Source organism: Endozoicomonas sp. YOMI1 (assembly GCF_024606345.1).
Classification (GTDB): Bacteria; Pseudomonadota; Gammaproteobacteria; order Pseudomonadales; family Endozoicomonadaceae; genus Endozoicomonas.
The window spans coordinates 1-18,256 of sequence record NZ_JAHHPM010000043.1; the positions used below are offsets into that span (position 1 = coordinate 1).

The following is an 18,256-nucleotide window of genomic DNA, read 5'->3' on the forward strand; positions in this document are numbered from 1 at the left end:
CAGGTATTCCTTACCAGTCTGGTAAGCTGGTTTGCTGGGTTCACTGAATAGTTACTCGCACCCACGCTACCGCCCATCCCTACATTTTCAGGAATAGTCCAGTAACCCCTTTTGCACGACAATTGTATAGTTGCATAGGCATAAAATAGTACCACCGAACAGTTTACAGTGGTATTTGTTTACCAACTCGCTATTAGTTCCCATATTGAACACTTTACTATGCATGCGACGGTCACTGGGTACAAGACACCCGAATCACACCTAAACTGCAAAGATTTTAAAATTCTTTTACTGCTTTCGAACGAAATTATTCTCATTGAATTCAACAGGATACCGATATGCTGAGCACTATACTGAAAGAAACACAATTAGTACCCAGAGTTTTTACTGTATACATAACCATATTTATGATGCACCATAGGACTACAAGGATGCCAAACATCCTTAACACCATAAACTCATAACAACGGAAGTGGTAAATGGACCAAACGACATTCCGAACCGACCTGGCTGCTGCCAATATGCTTGCCTATCTCTATCGCTGCCAATTCTCTTTCCCTGAAAGCGAAGAAGCATTGACTCTGGCCCTTTTCACTCTGCAATCCAAAGCACCGAAAGAAGCGAAACCTTCTGATTCGAACCACTAACCTCCAACCCAAAGCCTTACGGTTTCTGGCCACAGGGTTCGCTGTCCCTGTGCACAGGATCTCACCACTGGATACTATCGATACCGTTTCACCGCATCGACTGCTAACCGGTTAATCCGCTGGTTCAGTATATTTATCCTTTGTCGCTTATTGTCCGGACTCATCAGTCGGTCTTCCATGACCTTTCTCACCTCCTTCCTTAACTTGTTGATCTCACGGCTGGTCTTCTGAAGCCCTGCTTTGTTGCGTAGTTTTATTGCCGGTGACTGCTCAAGCTTTCTGGCCCGTTGGGTGTCACCAGACTCCTGATACCGTTTGATACTGGCGGCAATCTCTTCCACATCCCTGTTCATTTCATACAGCTCACTGGTGTAACGGTTGCTGCTGTTCACACCATCATGGATAAATGACCCAAGCACCGGATAATCACGCTTGTTGCGGTTTGGTCGTCGAGCAGCGTCGGTCACTTCCCGGGTCATGGCATCGGTGGCCATCAAGATATAACCACCCAGGGTACCGAAATACCCCTTGAGCAAATGCTCCAGTTTTTTCGGTGATCGCATCCAGTCCGGAGCGGCTTCCGGCAGGTACTGCACCAGCTCTTTTAATGTATCGCTGGTGTAGGGATCGAACTGGGCTTCCTGCTTCAGATTCTGCAGCCGCATGGGAATAATGGGCTGGTCCCGGAACCGGTCGCGGTTCTCGGCCACTTCCCAAATGGGCTTTATCGCCTGGGGGATGGGTGTGGACTCCAGCGAAAAAGTACTCATTATCAGCGAATAGAGCATATCCTTCGTCCACTTCATATCTTCATTACCATCCAGGCTCTGGGTAATGATCTCCGGCAGGGTGGCAAAGATAGCGCCCACTTCAAACGGTTTGGGTATCCGGTAGTGCCCATCATTCCCTTCTCCGATCCAGAAGTGGTGGTACATTAACTTGTCATGGTCGGACAGTTCTTTGTACCGGTCATCGTCTTCGTAGTGGCGCATCAATGCCCAGGCAGCCAGTCCATACATCAGGCCCCGGCTGATGACCGGCCATGAAAACGACTGTCGGTTCCAGTTATCTCCCGGCTTTATGCCCCGCCACAATCGGTTCATTCCCTGCAACAGGCTGTTAAAAAATGGCAGGGTCTGCACCAGAAACTGCACGATGGGCCACTGGCCGCTGCGGGTAAAGTTTAATACGTCTATGGACTGATAAGCCGCCTCCGCCGGTGAACCGCCCTGCTTGATCACCTGCTCATAGACATGCAAACGGTTGGAGTTCTCAAAGCGGGAACCAAACTGATGCCAAAGGTCGATCAGTTGCTTTGTACGACTGAGGACTTTTTTCTGTTCATCCGGCGACAGCTTTTTCCGGATATTATTGGAATTAACCGAGTAATAACCGCTGCCACTGCCGCCCCCCATCATCATGGCCCAGCGGGTCTCATCGTTCTTCAGGGATTTTCTGAAGCCTCGTACGGCACCGGCCAGTGGATTCAGGGTTAATGGTTTGCCATTGACCTCTGGAGCAATATGCACCGCCGTAGAGATGGTGTCCTTCAACAGATTGCGGAGCATAAAATCCGGTACCGATGTCACCGCACCAGTCAGTACCTTGCGTGGAATCCCCAGCAGTTTCATCAGGATGCTGTGGGTCGGGGCTCCCAGATCCTGAATGGAGGCCAGCAATAACGGGTCGTCCTTCACCAGATAGGTTTGCTGTTTACCCTCCACCGAAACGCTGACAGCACCCTCCCCCAGAACCGCGTATTTCGACAGCAGGGCTTTCCATCGTCTCATCTGAGCTGCTGTAAGATTAGTGTCCTGATCCATCTCCCGCAGTTTATTGAGAACATCGTCGTGGGTTATACGAATCGCAGCATCAACCTGTTCCAGGGTACCCACCGCCACACCGTCTTTCACAATCCGCTGCATGGCGATATTTTTGTACGCCGCATCAATCATCGAACGGGTATTGCGGTACATCGCTTCCAGCGGGCTGATCTTCTCCACGCCCCCCGTCAGTTTTTGGATACCAGACTTCTGCCCGGACAGACCCCGTTTGGCGCGAGGGCCATTTTGCTCTTTATCTTCCAGATCATGTACCCGGTTAAACGGCAGATAGTCGTCGGTGTCCCACAGTTTGCGCAGTTCTCTATCTACCAGCCCGGCATCCGTGAGAAAGTCCAGCAGATCGTTATTGTGAGCCTGATAATCTTTCTTCACCTGTTCAAACCGCTGCTGCAGTTGTGGTTGAGTATTCACCCAGTTCTGAATGGTGTTTATTTTCTTATCGTCGTACAGGTTCTCCCGGTTTTACTGGCTCAGAGCCTTGCCGAGTTTCAGGTCTTCATTGACCTGCTTCATGGCTCGGTTCCAGGCACTTCGCCCTCCCTGCCAGTTATCCGGTGCTGTGGCATCCAGAGCTTCCTTCATGGCCTGTCCCTGTGCCAGTAAATGATTACCCTTGGCTCTGGCAGCCTTATCTTCATCCATGATTCGTCGGGCACGAACACTGCCTGCCCAGGTTTCCCAGAGTTCCAGTTCATTACGCTGGGCAACCGGCTTCAGCAGATCCAACAGACCTTTGCTTTCGGGCTTTATAATGACACTGCCGTCTTTCAGCATTGGCGTGCCTTTATGCAGCATCACCTCCATGGTGGCATCGAGGTTACGGGTCAAAAATGCTGCCTTACTGGCCGAGAGCGAAGCATCCAGCAACTTGCCGTTATTCAGTAGTTTCTCGTTATGTTCCAGGGCGGCATAGGGATTAAACACTCCCTGATTAATTTCTCGCTGAATGCGCTCCCAGTCCCACCACGCTTTAAACCGTTCCATCGGACTTTCGGGCTGGGTTGCACCGTGAATCTGCCTGATGACATCGGCAACCTCATCAGGCAGATCTTTCAGAGCATAACGGAAAGAGTCCGGTTGTTGTGCCTTGTCACTTCGCGCTGATTTTTTGCGAGCCCCTTTTTTAAGAGCAAACAGGGGCTGGCCATCTTTCAGTACCGAGTCTTTCATCTTGTCAGTCACAGTGACTGACCAGACGGTATCGGGCCTGGTATCGAAAGGATATTGTGAGCCATTGAAGTGAATATCCACAGGCTCCAGACTGGCACCCCACTTTTTGGTGTACTTCTTCATGTAGTTGGCCAGGCGCTTGTCGTAGAACTCCTTCATGCCCCTTGCGCCACTGTCACCGATCACATCATCCAAGTTTTCCATCGTGAACGATTCTTGATGCTGGTCATAGACCTGATCTTTTAAATATTCCTGAGCCCGTTCTTTACTCCTGAAAAGCAACGTATCGCCATACTGGTCGCGCATAACCTCGCCGTTCACATCAATAATTTCATACTTATCAAAGTGAACCATGCGGCGCAGTTTATAACTGGCTTCTCGTTCCTTCAGCCACCGCTGAATCTCACCGGAACGTTCCCTGATTTTTGCACCCACCTGGTTACCCACATAGGCTTCCAGCTCGGCTTCTACAACCCGGTGATTGCGCCGGTTATCATTCCTGTCTGTCACAGTCAGGTTGAAGTAAGACACCTGACCTGTTTTATCAAAACCCGGTTCTACCTTCAGTTCCTGCACCACCTGCCCGAGGCTTGGATACCGCTCCACCTGTTGTGCCGCGTTGCTCCAGGCAATCCGGTCAAAGCCTTCTTCAGCGGCGTGGCGAATCATCCGTTTCATTACCAGATTGGGCCAGTTTTCCTTCAGGGGAGCATCGGGCTTCATGCGATAGGTATTCATAGCAGAGTTATGGCTGTAGAGTGATTCCAGTTCGGTTTCTATCTGCCTTAGTCGATCCAGCAACGCCTCCTTGCGCTTGGTAAGTTCCTTGAGTTCAGCCCTTGCCTGGTCAATCTGTGGTTGCAGTTTTTCCTTGAGTTTTTCGTCGCCCCAGTCGTTCCAGCCTTCTTCGTTGGCCATTTGCTCATTCAGCAGGTTCAGCCGGTCTTTGGTCATATAGATTTCAGTGACTACGGTCTGCTCTTCATTGGTCTTTTCGCGTTTTTCTTTTCTCAGAGCATCGATTTTTTTGATCCATTCCTCATTGGCTTTAATGGTCTCGGGTGTCTGGTAGCCTCGTTCCCGTCCCTGCTGGTGCCAGTCGCTCTGGACTTCATCAATAAACAGAATCCGTTCATTACGACCATGGACGTTTTCATTAAAAGTCTGGAAGCGCACATGGGCCAGCGCATTTTCTGCCTCACCCCAGTGGCTATCGGTGTAGGCATCCTGTTCCCAGCGGGCAAAGGAGTGGTGTTCGCTGACCGCTGCGGCAATGGCCGATGCTGCAGAGGCGTGGCCGGTGGTGATAATGGTTCTGTTACCATCAGCATCGACACGGTAGAGGGTGTAATGTCTGAACTCCGTTCCCCACTCTGAATCATTCACCTTCAAGTCGTTGGGCAACACGCCCTGGCTCAGATAGCCCGCTTCTTCTTCGGTGATGGGGTTCCGGTTCTTATGGTTCGGATGATCGGCAGGGAACACAGTCTTGTTGTTATCAAGGAACAGGATCAGCTCGGAATAATCTTCGCCACCCTGCATGGCGTATTGCCGGTACTGGACATCGGACTCATCCCGCAATTCTGCTTCCATATCACTGCGATAGTCAGACTCGTAGTCGTTCTCCCAGGCTTCCAGTGCAGCGTCTTCCCTAACGGAATAGCTGACGTGATCCCGTACCAGCTCTTTGTCGTCCATATTATCGACGCTGTTATTAGCTCGCCATTGGGCTTCTTCGTGCAGGGCAGACTCGTTCAGATCGCCATCGTCGTCCATCAGGGCTTCCACTTCATGGTCGTTAAGGTCTTCGTCCTCAAACCGCTTCTTCAGTTCCTGATACTGGAAGTCGTATTCATCCTCCCGCAAAGCCTCCCGTGCATCTTCCAGGGCATCGCCCAGTTCTTCCAGATAGTAACCGTGTTCATAATCGTCAATGCGCCCAAGGATAAAATCCTGCTGCTTTGATTCCAGCCGGTCTTCGAACTCCTGTTCATCAAAGCTGTCCACGTTCAGGTCTTCATCTATCCGCACCTCATTCTGCCGGATAAACTCCAGCACCTCGGCGCGGGTCAGCTTCTCCCCTTTCTTATCCGCCAGCCACAGGTCCAACCCCATCCACTGGATTTCCTCATCCTGCACGTTGTTGCCTTTCTTAATGGCATTGAGCCAGTTCTGGGCAGGCAGCTTGTCCGACTTCACTGCGGCGGCACTGCGTTCCCCGGCAGAGTAAAAAGTGGGCGCACGGCCAGCATCGTTATAGCGATTGCCTTTCGGGCCGTTGGGGTTAAAGCTGCCATTGCGCTTCAGGTGACCACGGGCCGCACTGAGCAACTCCACCGCATCGGCATCGGTCCACTTGATACTGGGGAACAACCGGCGCAAGGCGTTGCGGATCATGCTGACCACTTTGGTCAACAGGCCGTTCTTCGGATCTTTCTCCGCTAGGTGTGTCAGGTATTCCTCAGCAACGATCCGGTTGCCTTCCGCTTCGCTCTTGCCTTCCATCTGCCGGGCGTAGCGTTTGGCCAGTGCCTGCTTCAGCCGGTCGCTCATATCCCGGTGGATTTCATCGAGCACGGTATCAAGTCGCTTGCCCAGCAAACCACGGACGCCTTTATGGCCCACCAGTTCATGGAGCACGGTACGGGTTGCCTCGCCCACATTGTCTAGGTTGGCAGCGATCAGGTAGGTGTCGCCCGTGTCCGGGTCAAACATTCCCCGCACCCTGCCTTGTGCCTTGTCGCTGATGACCTTCCGGTAAAGGTGTGAGGGCAGTTCGGTTTCAGACTGCAATACATGGATGGCCTGATTGAGTTTCTGCTCCAGCGGCTTCAGCTTCAGCCGCAGAGGGCCGGACTGGATGCCTTTGGCGTTGGTGTCTTTGCGCAGGGCGTAGAAGGAGCCTCCCTCGTTCAGGTTGGGGAAGCCTTGTTCAGCGGCTGACTGGTAGTCACCATCCTTGCCGGTAAAGTGATCCAGCACATTAATCCGGTCGCCCCGGTTGAAAAAGTTGATCAGGTTCCGGGTGCCTTTCATGGCCAGTGGCGAACCACTGCTTTTCAGGATGACCGACGAACTGTTGGTGCTGTCCAGTGCCGTCATAATCCGGGCAGCCGCCGGGTTGTCCGTGGGGTGTCGCAGGGTCTTCAGATCGCTGTCAGACAATGACAGGACGCCGGTGACATTATATTTGGCGTCCAGCAATACCACGGCATTGCGACTGATCGTATCCAGAAAGGGTCGCACCGTTTCCGGTGAGCTGAAGTTGATGTGAGGCCGGTTAAAGCGCAGTTTCCGTTCGGTAATCGGGAATGCTTTATTGCGAGCCATGCGCTTAGGTGCCACCGTTCCCGTCTGCACCGTGCCATCGGCATCCATAATCCTGGCGTGGCCGGTGATACCCACCACAGCATGACCCATATTCACTACGCCACTGCCGTCCAGCACATCGTTCAGGCTGTGGGTAATATGCACATCGGAGGTACTGGGGGTTGGATCACCGGATGGATGGTTATGGGCAAACCAGACGCTTTTGGCATCCGGTGTGGCAACCACTGCACCGGCCAGTGTCCAAGGTGACACGGAGGCGGAGGCTTTCTGCCCCTTGCTGTGCTTGATGACATTGATCACCTTGTCGTTGCCATCGAGCACAATGGCGTACATTTCCTCCTGCGCCAGCTTGCGGATCGGGGCGATGAAGTGGGCAAGGTCGTCGTGGGTGTGGATGGTGTCGGTGCCTGCCCTTATGGTGCCGGTTTCAACGTGCTTAACCAGAACACGTTGGTTCTCGATGATTTGCTGTTTGCGTTCTTCTCCGGACAGATCAGGGGAGGCGAACAGGTCTTTCTGACCGGCGTCTTTCAGATCAGATTTTTTGCCACGGCGCTTGCGTTCTTCTACTCCGCTTTGTTTTTCGTTTTCTCCGGCTCGGCCCCGTTCGCGCTCCTGCGCTCTGCGGGACTTCCCCCGTCCCTGTGGGTCGTACTCGCCCCCTGGTTCATCAATTTGTCGAAGTCGGATTGTGCCTTCAGTATCTTGTCCCTTGCTGCCTGCATCTGCTTCTTCTGCTCTGGAGTCAACAGATGCCCGTAGCGCAGATCGGATTTTGCCCAGGTTTCCAAGCAACTCTGCCGCGCTCTCTTTGCCTCCGAATTTGTCAGGGTCATTCTCTATTTCCTCTTTCAGTTGTTTCAGGTTTTTTTCATGGGGGTCTGCTGTGGCAGCCTTCATTACCTTGCTGGTGACATTGCCATGGAAGCAACCCATTCCTCCGTATTTGTCGCAAGAGGTACAGTTAAAGTTTTTCTTTGGCTCGGTAGGGTGCTTAATCTTTTTCCATCCGCCATCAATAGGGCAGACCCTTTTCATTGCGTCCAGCCCTAGCATACGGCGCAGGGTGGCCTTATCGCCCAACACTTTTTGCCCGTGTTTAATGGGCAGTATTACCAGTATCCGGTCAAGGTTAGACCGTACAAAGTCGATACCGTTCTTCTGGCCGTCAAATACCACCGCCAGTTCCAGATCAAGATGTTGTGCTGCCAGTTCAAAATTGCTGTTATCCACCGACAGGGCTCGCCAGTTCACCTCTGGCACCTGCTTAAGAAAGTCCGGGTTCTTGCTGAATATCTGGTGGCGAATACCTTCCTTGTTCATCTCTTTGATAAAGGGCAGCCATGCCATGGAGCCATCGCCCATATCAAACATTCGCAGGGCTTTATTCTGATAATATTCAGCAGTGGCCTTGTAATTGTTTGAGGCAATATTGGCAGCTCTTACCGGGTCTTTCTCTACGGCCTAATTCACCAGCTCCGACTTGATCAGCGGGTTACTGAATCGGTAATTACCCTTGGTGGCGTAGCAGAATGAGGCGCAGTCACGGCTAGGCAGGCAATCCACAAAACTGCCGTTAATGCTGTTTTCTGGCTTCCCGGCATGACCTAACAGGTCTTCCCTATGGAGATAGTGCCATAGTCCAACTTTACCCCCCTCTTTTAAATCCTTGAGCATTGAGGCATTGCTTTTTTCTGACAACAGCGACCGGTAATCCACCTCCCGCCCGGCCACCAGATCATCAATGGTCTGCCGGATCAGCATGGACTGCACGGTCTTCCTTGCCCAGGGAGTATCGGCCAGCTTCTTCAGCCGTGCGACAATACCAGCCTTATCCTCCCGGCCATCCAGATACCGCTTGACGGCTGCCCGTTCCGCACCGCCCAGACTCTTGATCCCAGGCACCGAGTAGTGAGGCGCATTGCGGCTGTTGTACTTGCCTTTGCCTTCCTCAATCCCGGCAAAATCATCATCCGTCCATTCATCGCTGTCCAGGGTGCCATCGTCAACGGCATCGAGCAGGTCGTCTACTTCATCCCTTTGGGCTTCTCTGGCAGACTCAGTTGCTCGCCCTGCGGGTTCTCCCGGTTCACCTTTTCCGTTGCTGCCTTCAGCATCTTGAACAGGTCCGGTTTGCCGGGGCGCTGCCGGGTCCTTGATCGGTGTGCTCTTGTCGCCATAGTCTCTCTCCAGTTGTCGGTTGGTCTGGTCGATCAGATCATTCAGCGTAGCATCTTCGCTGCCAAACATATCCCCACCGGCCTGCCCCTGCTTCTGGAGGTACTGCTCAATCTGGCTGGCCAGTTCAGAGAGTGCCTGCCCCACCTGCTTTGACTTGTTCAGGTTGGCATCGAGCCAGCGGGCGAACAGTTCAGTTTCCGGGCTGAAGCTGTCCAGCAGGGAACGCTGGTCCAGTATTTCATCTACGAACTGGCCACGGTTGCGACTGTCTTGCAGAATTCTGCTGGCTTCCACCAGGGATTCGATCACGCCATAGTTGCCGAGCTCGGGATCAATACCCTTGGCCTTGGCAAAGTGCGGTGCCGCCATGGCCAGCGACTTGATCAGGTTCTTCAGGTCCGGCTTGTCATCCTCGGCAAACAGGCCGTTCAACCGTTCATCATCGTAGGCTTTCATAAACAGAGCCGACTCTACCCGGTCGCGCATCTGCTTATTCCAGTTACCCTCTCTGGTCTTCAGCTCTGCGGCTTCATCTCCGAGCCGGTCAGCGAACCGGGCAAGGAACGTATCATTGCTGCGGTGCAGCAGGTCGCCGGTACCATCGGTATCAAAGCTGCTCAGGTCTTCCTGGGTAATGCGGCTGGCGTCCAGCTTGGCTTTCTCCGCCGGGGACATCGTAGCGGTTTCGGACTTGTTGGCCTCCTTGGTGAAAGATACCCGCTGGTCAGTGTCCAGCTCGCCCTGACGCTGACGCACCAGTACCGGTTCTTTGAACCCGTCAATGTCCTTCGGCTTCAGGCCAAAGGCATCAGCGTTATCCTTCAGGTACTGGCGGTAGGCTTCAGCCCGGTCCCCATAAAGGCGGTATGCCTTGCGGATTGCAGATACCCGGCCATTGCCGCTTTCCACCACCCGGTCACTGCCGATGATCGGCGCGCCACTGCTGGCCAGCGGGTTAGCGCTAAGTTTCTTTGGGTTCAGCTTGCTGGCAATGCCCCGGATCTGGGTTTCACTGGCCTGCCTTGCCCGGTCCCTGGGTTGCAGTTCTGCCGGGTAGTCCGGGTTGACCTTGCCGGTGTCGTTGTGGCTGGTGATCAGGTCGGACTGTTCATAGAGGGCATACTGTGTGCTGACTTCCCGTTCATCGGCCATCACCGTTTCGTCGGCCTTGCCCAGTACCGGCTTTTTTCCAGATGGGGTTCCTGACTTTTGCTGCGGGGTCAACTGCATCCCTTCCTGCCGCTGGCGAGCCTCGATGGCCTGCACTTCCCGTTCAAAACGGATACCTTCCCCGCTTTCTACCATGGCCTTCAGGTTGGCCAGTGCCTCTTGCATGGAGGTCGGCGTAAAGCCCCGGCCACCTTTACGGGCTTTCATTTCCAGATTGCGCTGGTTCTCGATCAGTCTGCGGACGCGGCGCTTCTTGCCTGTATCCCCTTTGCGCCAGTTGAACGAACGAAATAGACGGTTCAGGCTGTTCATCCGTTCGGTGTAGCTGGTCAGGTCCTGATCGGGGTCGCCGTTATACTCCGGGGAGCCAGGGTGCTGGCTGGGTGCCTTGTTGATCTGGTCAGCACGGCGCTGTTGGCTGTCCTGCTGTACGGCTTCAGCATCGGCAGACACGGTGCCATGGCGGTTGCCGGTAAAGTCGGCTTGCGGATAATGGGGCAGGGCTTGTTGTCGGGGTTCGACTGGCTGAGACTTTTCTCTGGTAACGGTTCGGTTCTTCCAGCGGTTCTTCTCTGGTACCGGCTGCTGCTCCTGTTCAGGCATACCCACAGTGCGGGTATCCATTGGCTGCCTGGAGGGTACTGCCCCTCCTGCCCAACGGTTCGCCCCTGCCACTGGCTCGGCTGCTCCATGTTGTTAGCGGGGTCGGCAGTCTCTACGTAGCGCTGGCCAAACCGTACAGCCTCTGCCGGGTTACCGGGTCGGTTACGCTGCCAGGCTGGCTGATCATACCAGTCGCGCTCCCGGCGCTTGGTGGCACTTCCCCCGTCCTGAGGGTCGTAACCACTGAAATCCTGCGGCCCGGCATTCGGGTTGTCGGACACACCGCCACCACCGGGAGGATCGTTCGGGTTATGGTCATCCCACCCTGTAGGAACATCCATCTTCGGATCAGGCGGGTGGTACTGCCCAGTCAGTGGGTCCGTATAGCCCTGGTGATGCTCTGCCCAGCCTTCCGGCGCGGCCTGTGCTTCGGCCTGCGGCATCTGCTCGCCATGATGCTGCAATCAGCTCTCCAGATTGGCAATGGCCAGCGAGTTCTGCCGCAGTTGTTCCGCCAGCATGGTCTGGTCGGCGTTGGGTTCCTGCATCTGGTCTTGCAGGGTCTGGTTCTGACTCATCAGGTCGTTCAGTTTTTCCTGATTGGCACTGACCTTCTCCGGGTTCCGTACCCGGCCAAGGCCACCCACCAGACCACCCACCGGACCACCGATCACCATACCGGTCACGGCCTGCCCCAGGGCATTATCGGTCAGGCCAACATTCTGTCCGGCCTGCTGCTGGCCATAGTTCTCGGCCATCTGCTGGCCGTAGCCTTCACCGAACTCTTGGGTTCCTTCAGTCAGCAAACCTTTCAGGGCATTAGCGCCACGGGTGCCAGCGTTTTTCAGAATAATGTTTTCCAGGGCAGGGCCACCGATGCCCATGGACAGCGCACCCACACCCACACCCGGCAGGAAGGCAGCTTGTGCCGCTTCTTCGGCCAGCAGTGCCTTGGCCTGCTCAAAGGGTAGGCGGGTATCGCCCCCCCTGCCTGCTCATAGGTCTGCTGGTAGAGTTCCTGGAACCGGGGATTGTCTTTCAGGTCCTCATAGCCAAGATTCAGGATGGCATTTTTTGCACCTTCCGCCGCAGCGCCACCGATCATGGCACCGCCGGTCAGTCCATACCCGGTATGATTGCCTACCTTGTCAATGGTATTGGCCACCCCCTGTACTCCACGGGCTTCGGCCAGCGTTCCCACACTGGCCGCCCTGCCCGCACCGGCGGCCATTGCCTTGTTGCCGACACCGGCCAGCGCCTTGCCCCCCAGACTCAAGCCCCGGCCTACGGCTCCACCGGGGATCATGGAAGGGATCAGCGAGCCCAACCCGGAGACAATACCCAGACCGGCAACGGCCCACGTACTCTGGTCACTGAAACCAAAACGGCCATCGGGTTGCGTGCCAATATTGAAGCCCTGCAATGCCTGACCGGCAGAGGGAGACATATCGTCAATTTGCTGCTCGGCCTTTTTGCGCAGCCAGTTGGCGGGGGCATTTTGGCCATTACCGCCAAACACCCGGTCAACACCGGACACCAGATCGGCAGAACCCTGATAAGCACCGTGTAAAAAGGCATCCCCCATATCACCGAGCACACCGCTGCCCGGGTTGCCCCGTGGCTTGGTGCGCTGGTTAAACTGGAAGTAGGCGTCTACGTAGTGCTCATCCGGTACATGGGGGGGCAATATGCTGCTGCCAGTACTGCTGGCGCTGTTGCTCCCTTTCGGCGTCATTGGCCTGCTGGTAGGCAGGCGTTGCAATAAAATCGTGCCAGTTCATAGGGTCGTCCGTGACAGTGGTCGGTGGTCGGTGATCGGTGGTCAGTTAGCGACCATAAACGGGGTTGAAGTCGAGGAAAGTGCTGGGAGCCCTGCGCATGGGATAGGAGCAGGGCTACGGCCATAACCCCGTTTTGGAACAGGGGTTGATGGTACGGCAGGAGGTGGCGGCGGTGCTCCAACCAGTTCATCAATGACATCCTGATAGGTTTTTTCTTTGGGAGCCGCCTCTGCCCCTCTGGGACCAAACAGGTCAAAGTCCGGGTTATCGTTCTGGTATTGCGTCTGCCCATTCTGATAACCGGGGTTGCGGGGCTGGTAGGGCTTCATCAACTGGTCCAGTGCGGCCCTGACGGCTGGGGGCTTGAGCATGGACAGTTCGTCCGGTTTCAGGTTCTGACCGGCCAGTAACTGGGTAGCCATGGCTTCAGCCATGGGCATAAGCTGCTCCATCAACTTGCCGACATCGCCGACGCCCTTATTGCCGGGGTCATAGGTTTGCTGCCGTTGACCGGCAAAGTTGTTCAGGTTGGACAGGGAGCTGAGATAGAACTGCTTGATTGGATCGCCGTTGTCATTGAGCAGGCTGACCAGCGGGTCTTCGTTGCGGTCGCTGTGGTTCATTCGGATGGTGGATACGTTATCTGCCTTAATACTGGGGTGCTGGTTGATAAAGTTAATAGCATCCTCTGCATCCTGTGGGGCCTGCCCCTGATGGTACTTTTGCAACATCCGGTTCAGCTTACCGGCATCCTGCGTCAGCGGGCTGGCCACCGTTTCCTTTCTCTCCATGGGCATACCATAACCGGCCTGCCTGCCTTGTGGCGCTGACGGCGCGGGCGCCTGCCCGCCGGTCTGACCGATCCCATACTGCCGGTTGACTAGTTCATCGTGCTGGCGCTGGCGGTCATAGAACAGGTCGGTATCGTTCTTGTTGATGGATTGCTGGGTCAATGCCTGTTGCTGTTGCACACCGTTGTATTCCTGCTGCCGTCTGCGCAGCTCTCCGAGGCGCTGATTGATGGCGTCCTGCTCATCGGCATAACCGGGCATTTTGGTGCCATGGCCCAGTGACTCGAATTTGTTCTGGTAAACCCTGCCGTCCGATCCGATATACATGATGGCGCTCTCCTGCCCTTAAATTAAATGCCGTACCCAAAACTTTCCCGGTAGTTGGGTTGGCCGTTATTTTCATAGGTCTGCAATATGCCGTGCTGCCATCGTTGCAGTCCCTGGTTAAATGCCTGGTTCTGTGCCGCCAGCTTCATCTCATCTTGCTTGAAGCCGTAACCGAGATCGTACTGGCGGGCCGCTTCGTTAAGCTGGTCATACTTGATCTTGTTGTCAGTAAACATATCCGCTGCCAGCTTGTAGACATTGGCGGCACTGCTGACCCCATCGGTGGCCACTTTGGCGGTATCCAGTCCCAGTTCTGCTACATCGAGATTGCGGTTCCAGCTTTCTTCCCTGGCGGTATCACGTACCTGATTCTGGATGGCCGAGAGTCCCGCCACCTTGTGCAGGGCATTGCTGGTACCAAAACCGGCAAACCGTGCCGAGTTAGGATTAACGCCCATCCGGCGCATATCCCGTTCATACTCCGCCTGTTGCAGGTCAGCATTGGCTTGATAATCGCTGCTGGCTTCACCTAACCTGCTCTGGAGCTGGGCATCAGATACCGTGGCATTGTCGCCCAGGTACTGAAAATTAGGCTGGTAGTTATCGAATACATCAAACAGCTTGTCGCCGTATTCCTTGAGGGTGTCTGCCGCATCAGTCGCTGCTTCAATATTCAGTTGATGAGTGCCGTCTTGATCGTCGTAGGCGTAGCGAGGGGCGATGTCGGGCATTGCTGGCTGAGCATTATTCTTCCCTGGCCAGGTACTTGAGCCCAGAGAGAAGGTATTAAATGTCCCCATCTGATCCAGGCTTACCTGATAGGCACTGCCGGGCTCCAACCCCGAACCAGCGGCCCCACTGGGCCTTCCATAACGCATGATTCCCTGCGATGTTTGTATGCCCATAGTTATTCTCCTGTAGCTGTCCAGTGAATAATGGCGTCAGTCAGACTGACATCGGTAGCCCCCAGATCGTAGCTGGTGCTGTCCCAGTAAAAGGTGTTAACGGGGGAGGTACTGATGGATCTGGGCCTGCGGTAGTAAACCGTGGCTCTGATGCTTCTGACGTAGATATTGGCCAAGCTGCTGGGCTTTAGCCCTTCTATACCTATATATCTATGTCCGGCTCTCTCACACCACACCTCTATCGGTGGATGGACTTTCCCGTCTAAATAAGTAGTGTCAGCCCAACTGAGCAAAATATTCTGGTACTCGACTATCCGTTGGTTAAGGTCTCCATCCGTGAGAACCTGGTCGTGATGGGTGGTTTCTTCATAGGTTTGATGACCGCCAGAGCGCCATCGGGCAGTTTAACCCTGACCCGACCTTTGATGAGCCCGCCAGTAGTGGCGCTGTAGAACAGGTTTTTTACCACTATGTTTATATCCACCGTGGCCGTGTATTCAATGCGGGTAATTTCCCAGCCGCTGAGTTCGTGATTGTTGATGGTAATGTCGTAAGTTGCAGACTCTGCGTACCACTCCGGGCTTAATGTGACATCCAGAGCCGTGCCGAGTTTACCCCGCTGATCATACTCATAATCAATCGACCCACTGGTAAACGTCCCCTCCCGATCTTCCGTTGTCAGAGATACGGCAATATCGTAATTGGCCTGGGTGAGGGTTTTGCTGACTTGCAATACGTGGGTTTCAAACTCGTTAATATCGACGCTGGTTGATTCACTGGTGATCCAATCGCTGCCATCGGGACGATACTCCAGGGTCAGAGTGGCCTTGCGGTTCTGGTAGCCCGTTGATTCACCGGTGGAACGATGGCTGGCTACACGGCAGTTGACCGTCACTTTCTTCACCTGGTCGGTGTTATACACCGCCCACCATCGGCTGTTACTGCTGCCCAGATAGGTCTTGCCGCTGCCATCGGTTTTGGTGCCATCGGCCAGCAGCAATCGGGCGTAGGGAGTAAACACCCATGCTCCCTCAATACTGGGGTGGGGCTGGGGTACGCTGTGATCCATTTCCAACCGCTGGGACTGGTCGGGGTAGTCTGCGTTATAGACCGTAATGTCACGGGGGTAGAGGTTAACCGTTGGCATGGCCTTGAAATAGGCAGGAATCACAACTTCCTGGCCATTGGTCGCTACTCCGCTTTCCGTCCTGCGTACCTCTTTATAGCGAATATGACCGGCGGTTTCGGAATAGATAAAGGACTCAATCCGCCCCTCTTTCAGCAGCAGATAATCATTGTTGGCAATGCCACCACTGCCAGTAATCACCATCTGACCAAAACCATCGGTGCCGGTACTCAGTTCAATGGAACCACGTCCTACGGTTAAAGCCGTGCCATCCTGTAATTCACCAGATTTGAGCTGGCTGATATTCACCGGTCCGTTCACTGCCAGATAGCCGTTGAAGATCAGCACGTATTGCGGCGCTTGTTCGGTGCCGATATTGCGCACCGAAAACGGCTGTTCGGACAGCTCCGGGCTTTCCAGTATCAGGTCGGCCAGATTGATAATGGCCGTTCCCTGACCCGCTGTTCCGGCCAGTGCGTTAAAACCGCCCACTTGACCGCCACTGTTGACGTGGCGCACCCAGTAATAGTGCTGGACAGTATTGCCGGTCACATCGGTATAGCGGCTGCCACTGGCCTCATGGACCAGAGAAGCCTGCTCACGGTCATCTATTTGTGCTCGCCACACTTCAGTGTGATTATGACCGTTGTAGGCCGGGGCATCCCATTGCAGGATTACGGCACCGAAGATGCCGTTGGTGGACAGGCCGGTGGCAGCGGTGGGTGCATCCGGTGCTATTACTTCACCATCACCACCATCAACCGGGACCGTAATTTCTGGCTGAACCGGTTTCAAGGTATCGGTAATGGCCCCCACAGCAGAGGCAGGCAAACTTAACCGCTGGCCTATTTCTTCGGCCAGTCCCAGTTCAGCCAGCTCGCTGTGCAGGACTGCCTTGTCTCCGGCATTGCCGCTGCGACCAGCCAGGCGGTTCAGGAACTCGCGCACGTAGCGGTCTACGCTGGCGGGCAGCGCGGGAAATTTGGCCATGGGTAACCTAAAATGGTGAACAGTAAATAAAAAGGATGCAGGCAATGCAGAACAGCAAAAACAATCTCTACGACACCGACTACCACCGATGGGCCGAACAACAAAAAGAACTGCTGCGTACCGGCCAGTTTGAACGGCTGGATATTGACAATCTGTTAGAGGAACTGGGGGAAGTGATGGCCAATAACCGCCACGCCATGCTATCGCAGGTGTTGCACCTGCTGACCCACCTGCTCAAACACCATTACCAAATGACAGTCCTTAACCCACAACGCCATGAGCCACAACAGTTTCGTAGCTGGACAGATTCCATCAGCGATGCACGGGACCAGATGAACCTGCTGTTGCAATTAAGCCCATCGCTGAAACGGGAGATACCCAATATGGTGGGTACGGTTTATCCCGCTGCCAAAAACAGCGCTATCAGGCAGATGAACAACTACCTGCCCAAAGCCCAGTGGCTTACCGAAGCCAGCTTCCCCGACACCTGCCCGTGGCAACAAGAACAACTGCTGGACGAGGACTGGCTGCCATGAACAATCTTTATGATACCGACTATGAGCAATGGGCAGAGCAGCAAAAACAGTTTTTACAATCCGGCCAGCTTGATCGGCTTGATATAAAAAACCTGCTGGAAGAATTAGGGCAAGCCGTGAAAAACAACCGTCGTTCCCTAAAGTCCGGTTTGAAAATTTTAATACTGCATCTCTTGAAAGTGGACTATCAGCTTCGGGTGCTTCAAGACCCCTGGGTGCAGGATAAGGTGATTCATACCTGGCTGCCGAGTATCAACAATCCTCGCAGCGACATTACCGACCTCTTGGCAGACAGCCCATCCCTGAAGCATCATCTGACGGATGTTATTGCGCAAAGCTATCCAATGGCCAGGGCAGAAGCTGTTGGACAGATGAACAAATACATTCACTCTCCCCATAAACGGCTGACGGCCAGCAGCTTTCCCGATACTTGCCCCTGGACTTTTGAACAACTGATGTCGCTGGATTTGTACCCTTAAAGCTCTGCCATCGAGCTGGCCACAATCACGGCGGTCACCGTATCAGTACCTGCCAACTCAAACTGCCAGCGACTGCCCCGGCCTGCGGGTAAACGGAAGTCCCGGTCAGAGGTGACCGGCAGTTCCAGAATTTGCTGTTCATCCCGAAATACCCGCAGCACCAGATCGTTATAACTATCGGCCATGATCCTTGCCGAACTGAACAGGGCAGGCTTGCCTTGAAATACTTTGCTGCGCCACCGATAAGGCATCAGTGTTGCCCCTTTGTCCCATGCCTTGATGGTATTGCCAATGGCCAGATACAGGCTGTCGTCCTGAAGGTCACGGTAACAGGCATCAGCGTAAGTGCCGAGTTCGGTAAAGGTGCCGCTGTCCG

14 protein-coding genes are annotated in these 18,256 nt (G+C 54.4%); 3 read left to right on the top strand and 11 right to left on the bottom strand.

Annotated elements, in window-relative coordinates:
- Positions 1–479 precede the first annotated feature (479 nt).
- Positions 480–647, top strand: coding sequence for a hypothetical protein (locus tag KDK15_RS01600; RefSeq protein WP_257293616.1), 168 nt, complete (start codon positions 480–482; stop codon positions 645–647).
- Positions 648–721: 74 nt separating this feature from the next.
- Here the strand turns inward: KDK15_RS01600 and KDK15_RS01605 are convergent, their stop codons facing one another.
- The 10 genes from KDK15_RS01605 to KDK15_RS01650 all read right to left on the bottom strand — a co-directional run bounded on the left by KDK15_RS01605 (position 722) and on the right by KDK15_RS01650 (position 16,865).
- Positions 722–2,902, bottom strand: coding sequence for an LPD38 domain-containing protein (locus tag KDK15_RS01605; RefSeq protein ID WP_257293617.1), 2,181 nt, complete (start codon positions 2,900–2,902; stop codon positions 722–724).
- A 51-nt stretch (positions 2,903–2,953) separates the two neighbouring features.
- On the bottom strand, positions 2,954–8,365 hold the full coding sequence (locus KDK15_RS01610; RefSeq protein WP_257293618.1) for a JAB domain-containing protein: 5,412 nt from the start codon (positions 8,363–8,365) through the stop codon (positions 2,954–2,956).
- A 90-nt stretch (positions 8,366–8,455) separates the two neighbouring features.
- Positions 8,456–10,654 carry a hypothetical protein gene (locus KDK15_RS01615; protein ID WP_306800199.1) on the bottom strand — a complete coding sequence of 733 codons (2,199 nt, stop codon included), beginning with the start codon at positions 10,652–10,654 and terminating at the stop codon, positions 8,456–8,458.
- A 17-nt stretch (positions 10,655–10,671) separates the two neighbouring features.
- A complete protein-coding gene (locus KDK15_RS01620) occupies positions 10,672–11,409 on the bottom strand; it encodes a hypothetical protein (protein ID WP_257293619.1) in 738 nt (245 codons plus the stop codon).
- Positions 11,410–11,829, bottom strand: a complete 420-nt coding sequence (locus KDK15_RS01625; RefSeq protein ID WP_257293620.1) for a hypothetical protein — start codon at positions 11,827–11,829, stop codon at positions 11,410–11,412.
- Positions 11,790–12,632 carry a hypothetical protein gene (locus KDK15_RS01630; RefSeq protein ID WP_257293621.1) on the bottom strand — a complete coding sequence of 281 codons (843 nt, stop codon included), beginning with the start codon at positions 12,630–12,632 and terminating at the stop codon, positions 11,790–11,792. The genes KDK15_RS01625 and KDK15_RS01630 overlap by 40 nt, the downstream gene beginning before the upstream one ends.
- Before the next feature lie 135 nt (positions 12,633–12,767).
- Positions 12,768–13,844, bottom strand: coding sequence for a hypothetical protein (locus tag KDK15_RS01635; protein WP_257293622.1), 1,077 nt, complete (start codon positions 13,842–13,844; stop codon positions 12,768–12,770).
- 23 nt (positions 13,845–13,867) lie between these two features.
- Positions 13,868–14,749, bottom strand: a complete 882-nt coding sequence (locus KDK15_RS01640) for a hypothetical protein (RefSeq protein ID WP_257293623.1) — start codon at positions 14,747–14,749, stop codon at positions 13,868–13,870.
- 2 nt (positions 14,750–14,751) lie between these two features.
- Entirely contained in the window at positions 14,752–14,925 is a 174-nt protein-coding gene (locus tag KDK15_RS01645; RefSeq protein ID WP_257293624.1) for a hypothetical protein, read from the bottom strand.
- A gap of 134 nt (positions 14,926–15,059) precedes the next feature.
- Positions 15,060–16,865 carry a hypothetical protein gene (locus KDK15_RS01650; RefSeq protein WP_257293625.1) on the bottom strand — a complete coding sequence of 602 codons (1,806 nt, stop codon included), beginning with the start codon at positions 16,863–16,865 and terminating at the stop codon, positions 15,060–15,062.
- Between the two features lie 44 nt (positions 16,866–16,909).
- Between KDK15_RS01650 and KDK15_RS01655 the strand changes: the two genes are divergently transcribed.
- Positions 16,910–17,401, top strand: coding sequence for a DUF29 domain-containing protein (locus tag KDK15_RS01655; RefSeq protein WP_257293626.1), 492 nt, complete (start codon positions 16,910–16,912; stop codon positions 17,399–17,401).
- Positions 17,398–17,880, top strand: coding sequence for a DUF29 domain-containing protein (locus KDK15_RS01660; protein ID WP_257293627.1), 483 nt, complete (start codon positions 17,398–17,400; stop codon positions 17,878–17,880). Before KDK15_RS01655 ends, KDK15_RS01660 begins: the two co-directional genes overlap by 4 nt.
- On the opposite strand, the gene KDK15_RS01665 is transcribed toward KDK15_RS01660, so the two are convergent.
- Positions 17,877–18,256, bottom strand: a 380-nt coding sequence (locus KDK15_RS01665) for a hypothetical protein (protein ID WP_257293628.1), incomplete at its 5' end; no start/stop codon positions are given. The genes KDK15_RS01660 and KDK15_RS01665 overlap by 4 nt on opposite strands.

Excerpts from the sequence above, each read along its gene's own strand:
- KDK15_RS01635 (WP_257293622.1), bottom strand. The coding sequence starts at position 13,844 with ATGTATATCGGATCGGACGGCAGGGTTTACCAGAACAAATTCGAGTCA.
- KDK15_RS01650 (WP_257293625.1), bottom strand. The coding sequence starts at position 16,865 with ATGGCCAAATTTCCCGCGCTGCCCGCCAGCGTAGACCGCTACGTGCGC.
- KDK15_RS01660 (WP_257293627.1), top strand. The coding sequence starts at position 17,398 with ATGAACAATCTTTATGATACCGACTATGAGCAATGGGCAGAGCAGCAA.
- KDK15_RS01655 (WP_257293626.1), top strand. The coding sequence starts at position 16,910 with ATGCAGAACAGCAAAAACAATCTCTACGACACCGACTACCACCGATGG.
- KDK15_RS01610 (WP_257293618.1), bottom strand. The coding sequence starts at position 8,365 with ATGTTTGATATGGGCGATGGCTCCATGGCATGGCTGCCCTTTATCAAA.
- KDK15_RS01625 (WP_257293620.1), bottom strand. The coding sequence starts at position 11,829 with ATGGGCATCGGTGGCCCTGCCCTGGAAAACATTATTCTGAAAAACGCT.
- KDK15_RS01640 (WP_257293623.1), bottom strand. The coding sequence starts at position 14,749 with ATGGGCATACAAACATCGCAGGGAATCATGCGTTATGGAAGGCCCAGT.
- KDK15_RS01600 (WP_257293616.1), top strand. The coding sequence starts at position 480 with ATGGACCAAACGACATTCCGAACCGACCTGGCTGCTGCCAATATGCTT.
- KDK15_RS01615 (WP_306800199.1), bottom strand. The coding sequence starts at position 10,654 with ATGAACAGCCTGAACCGTCTATTTCGTTCGTTCAACTGGCGCAAAGGG.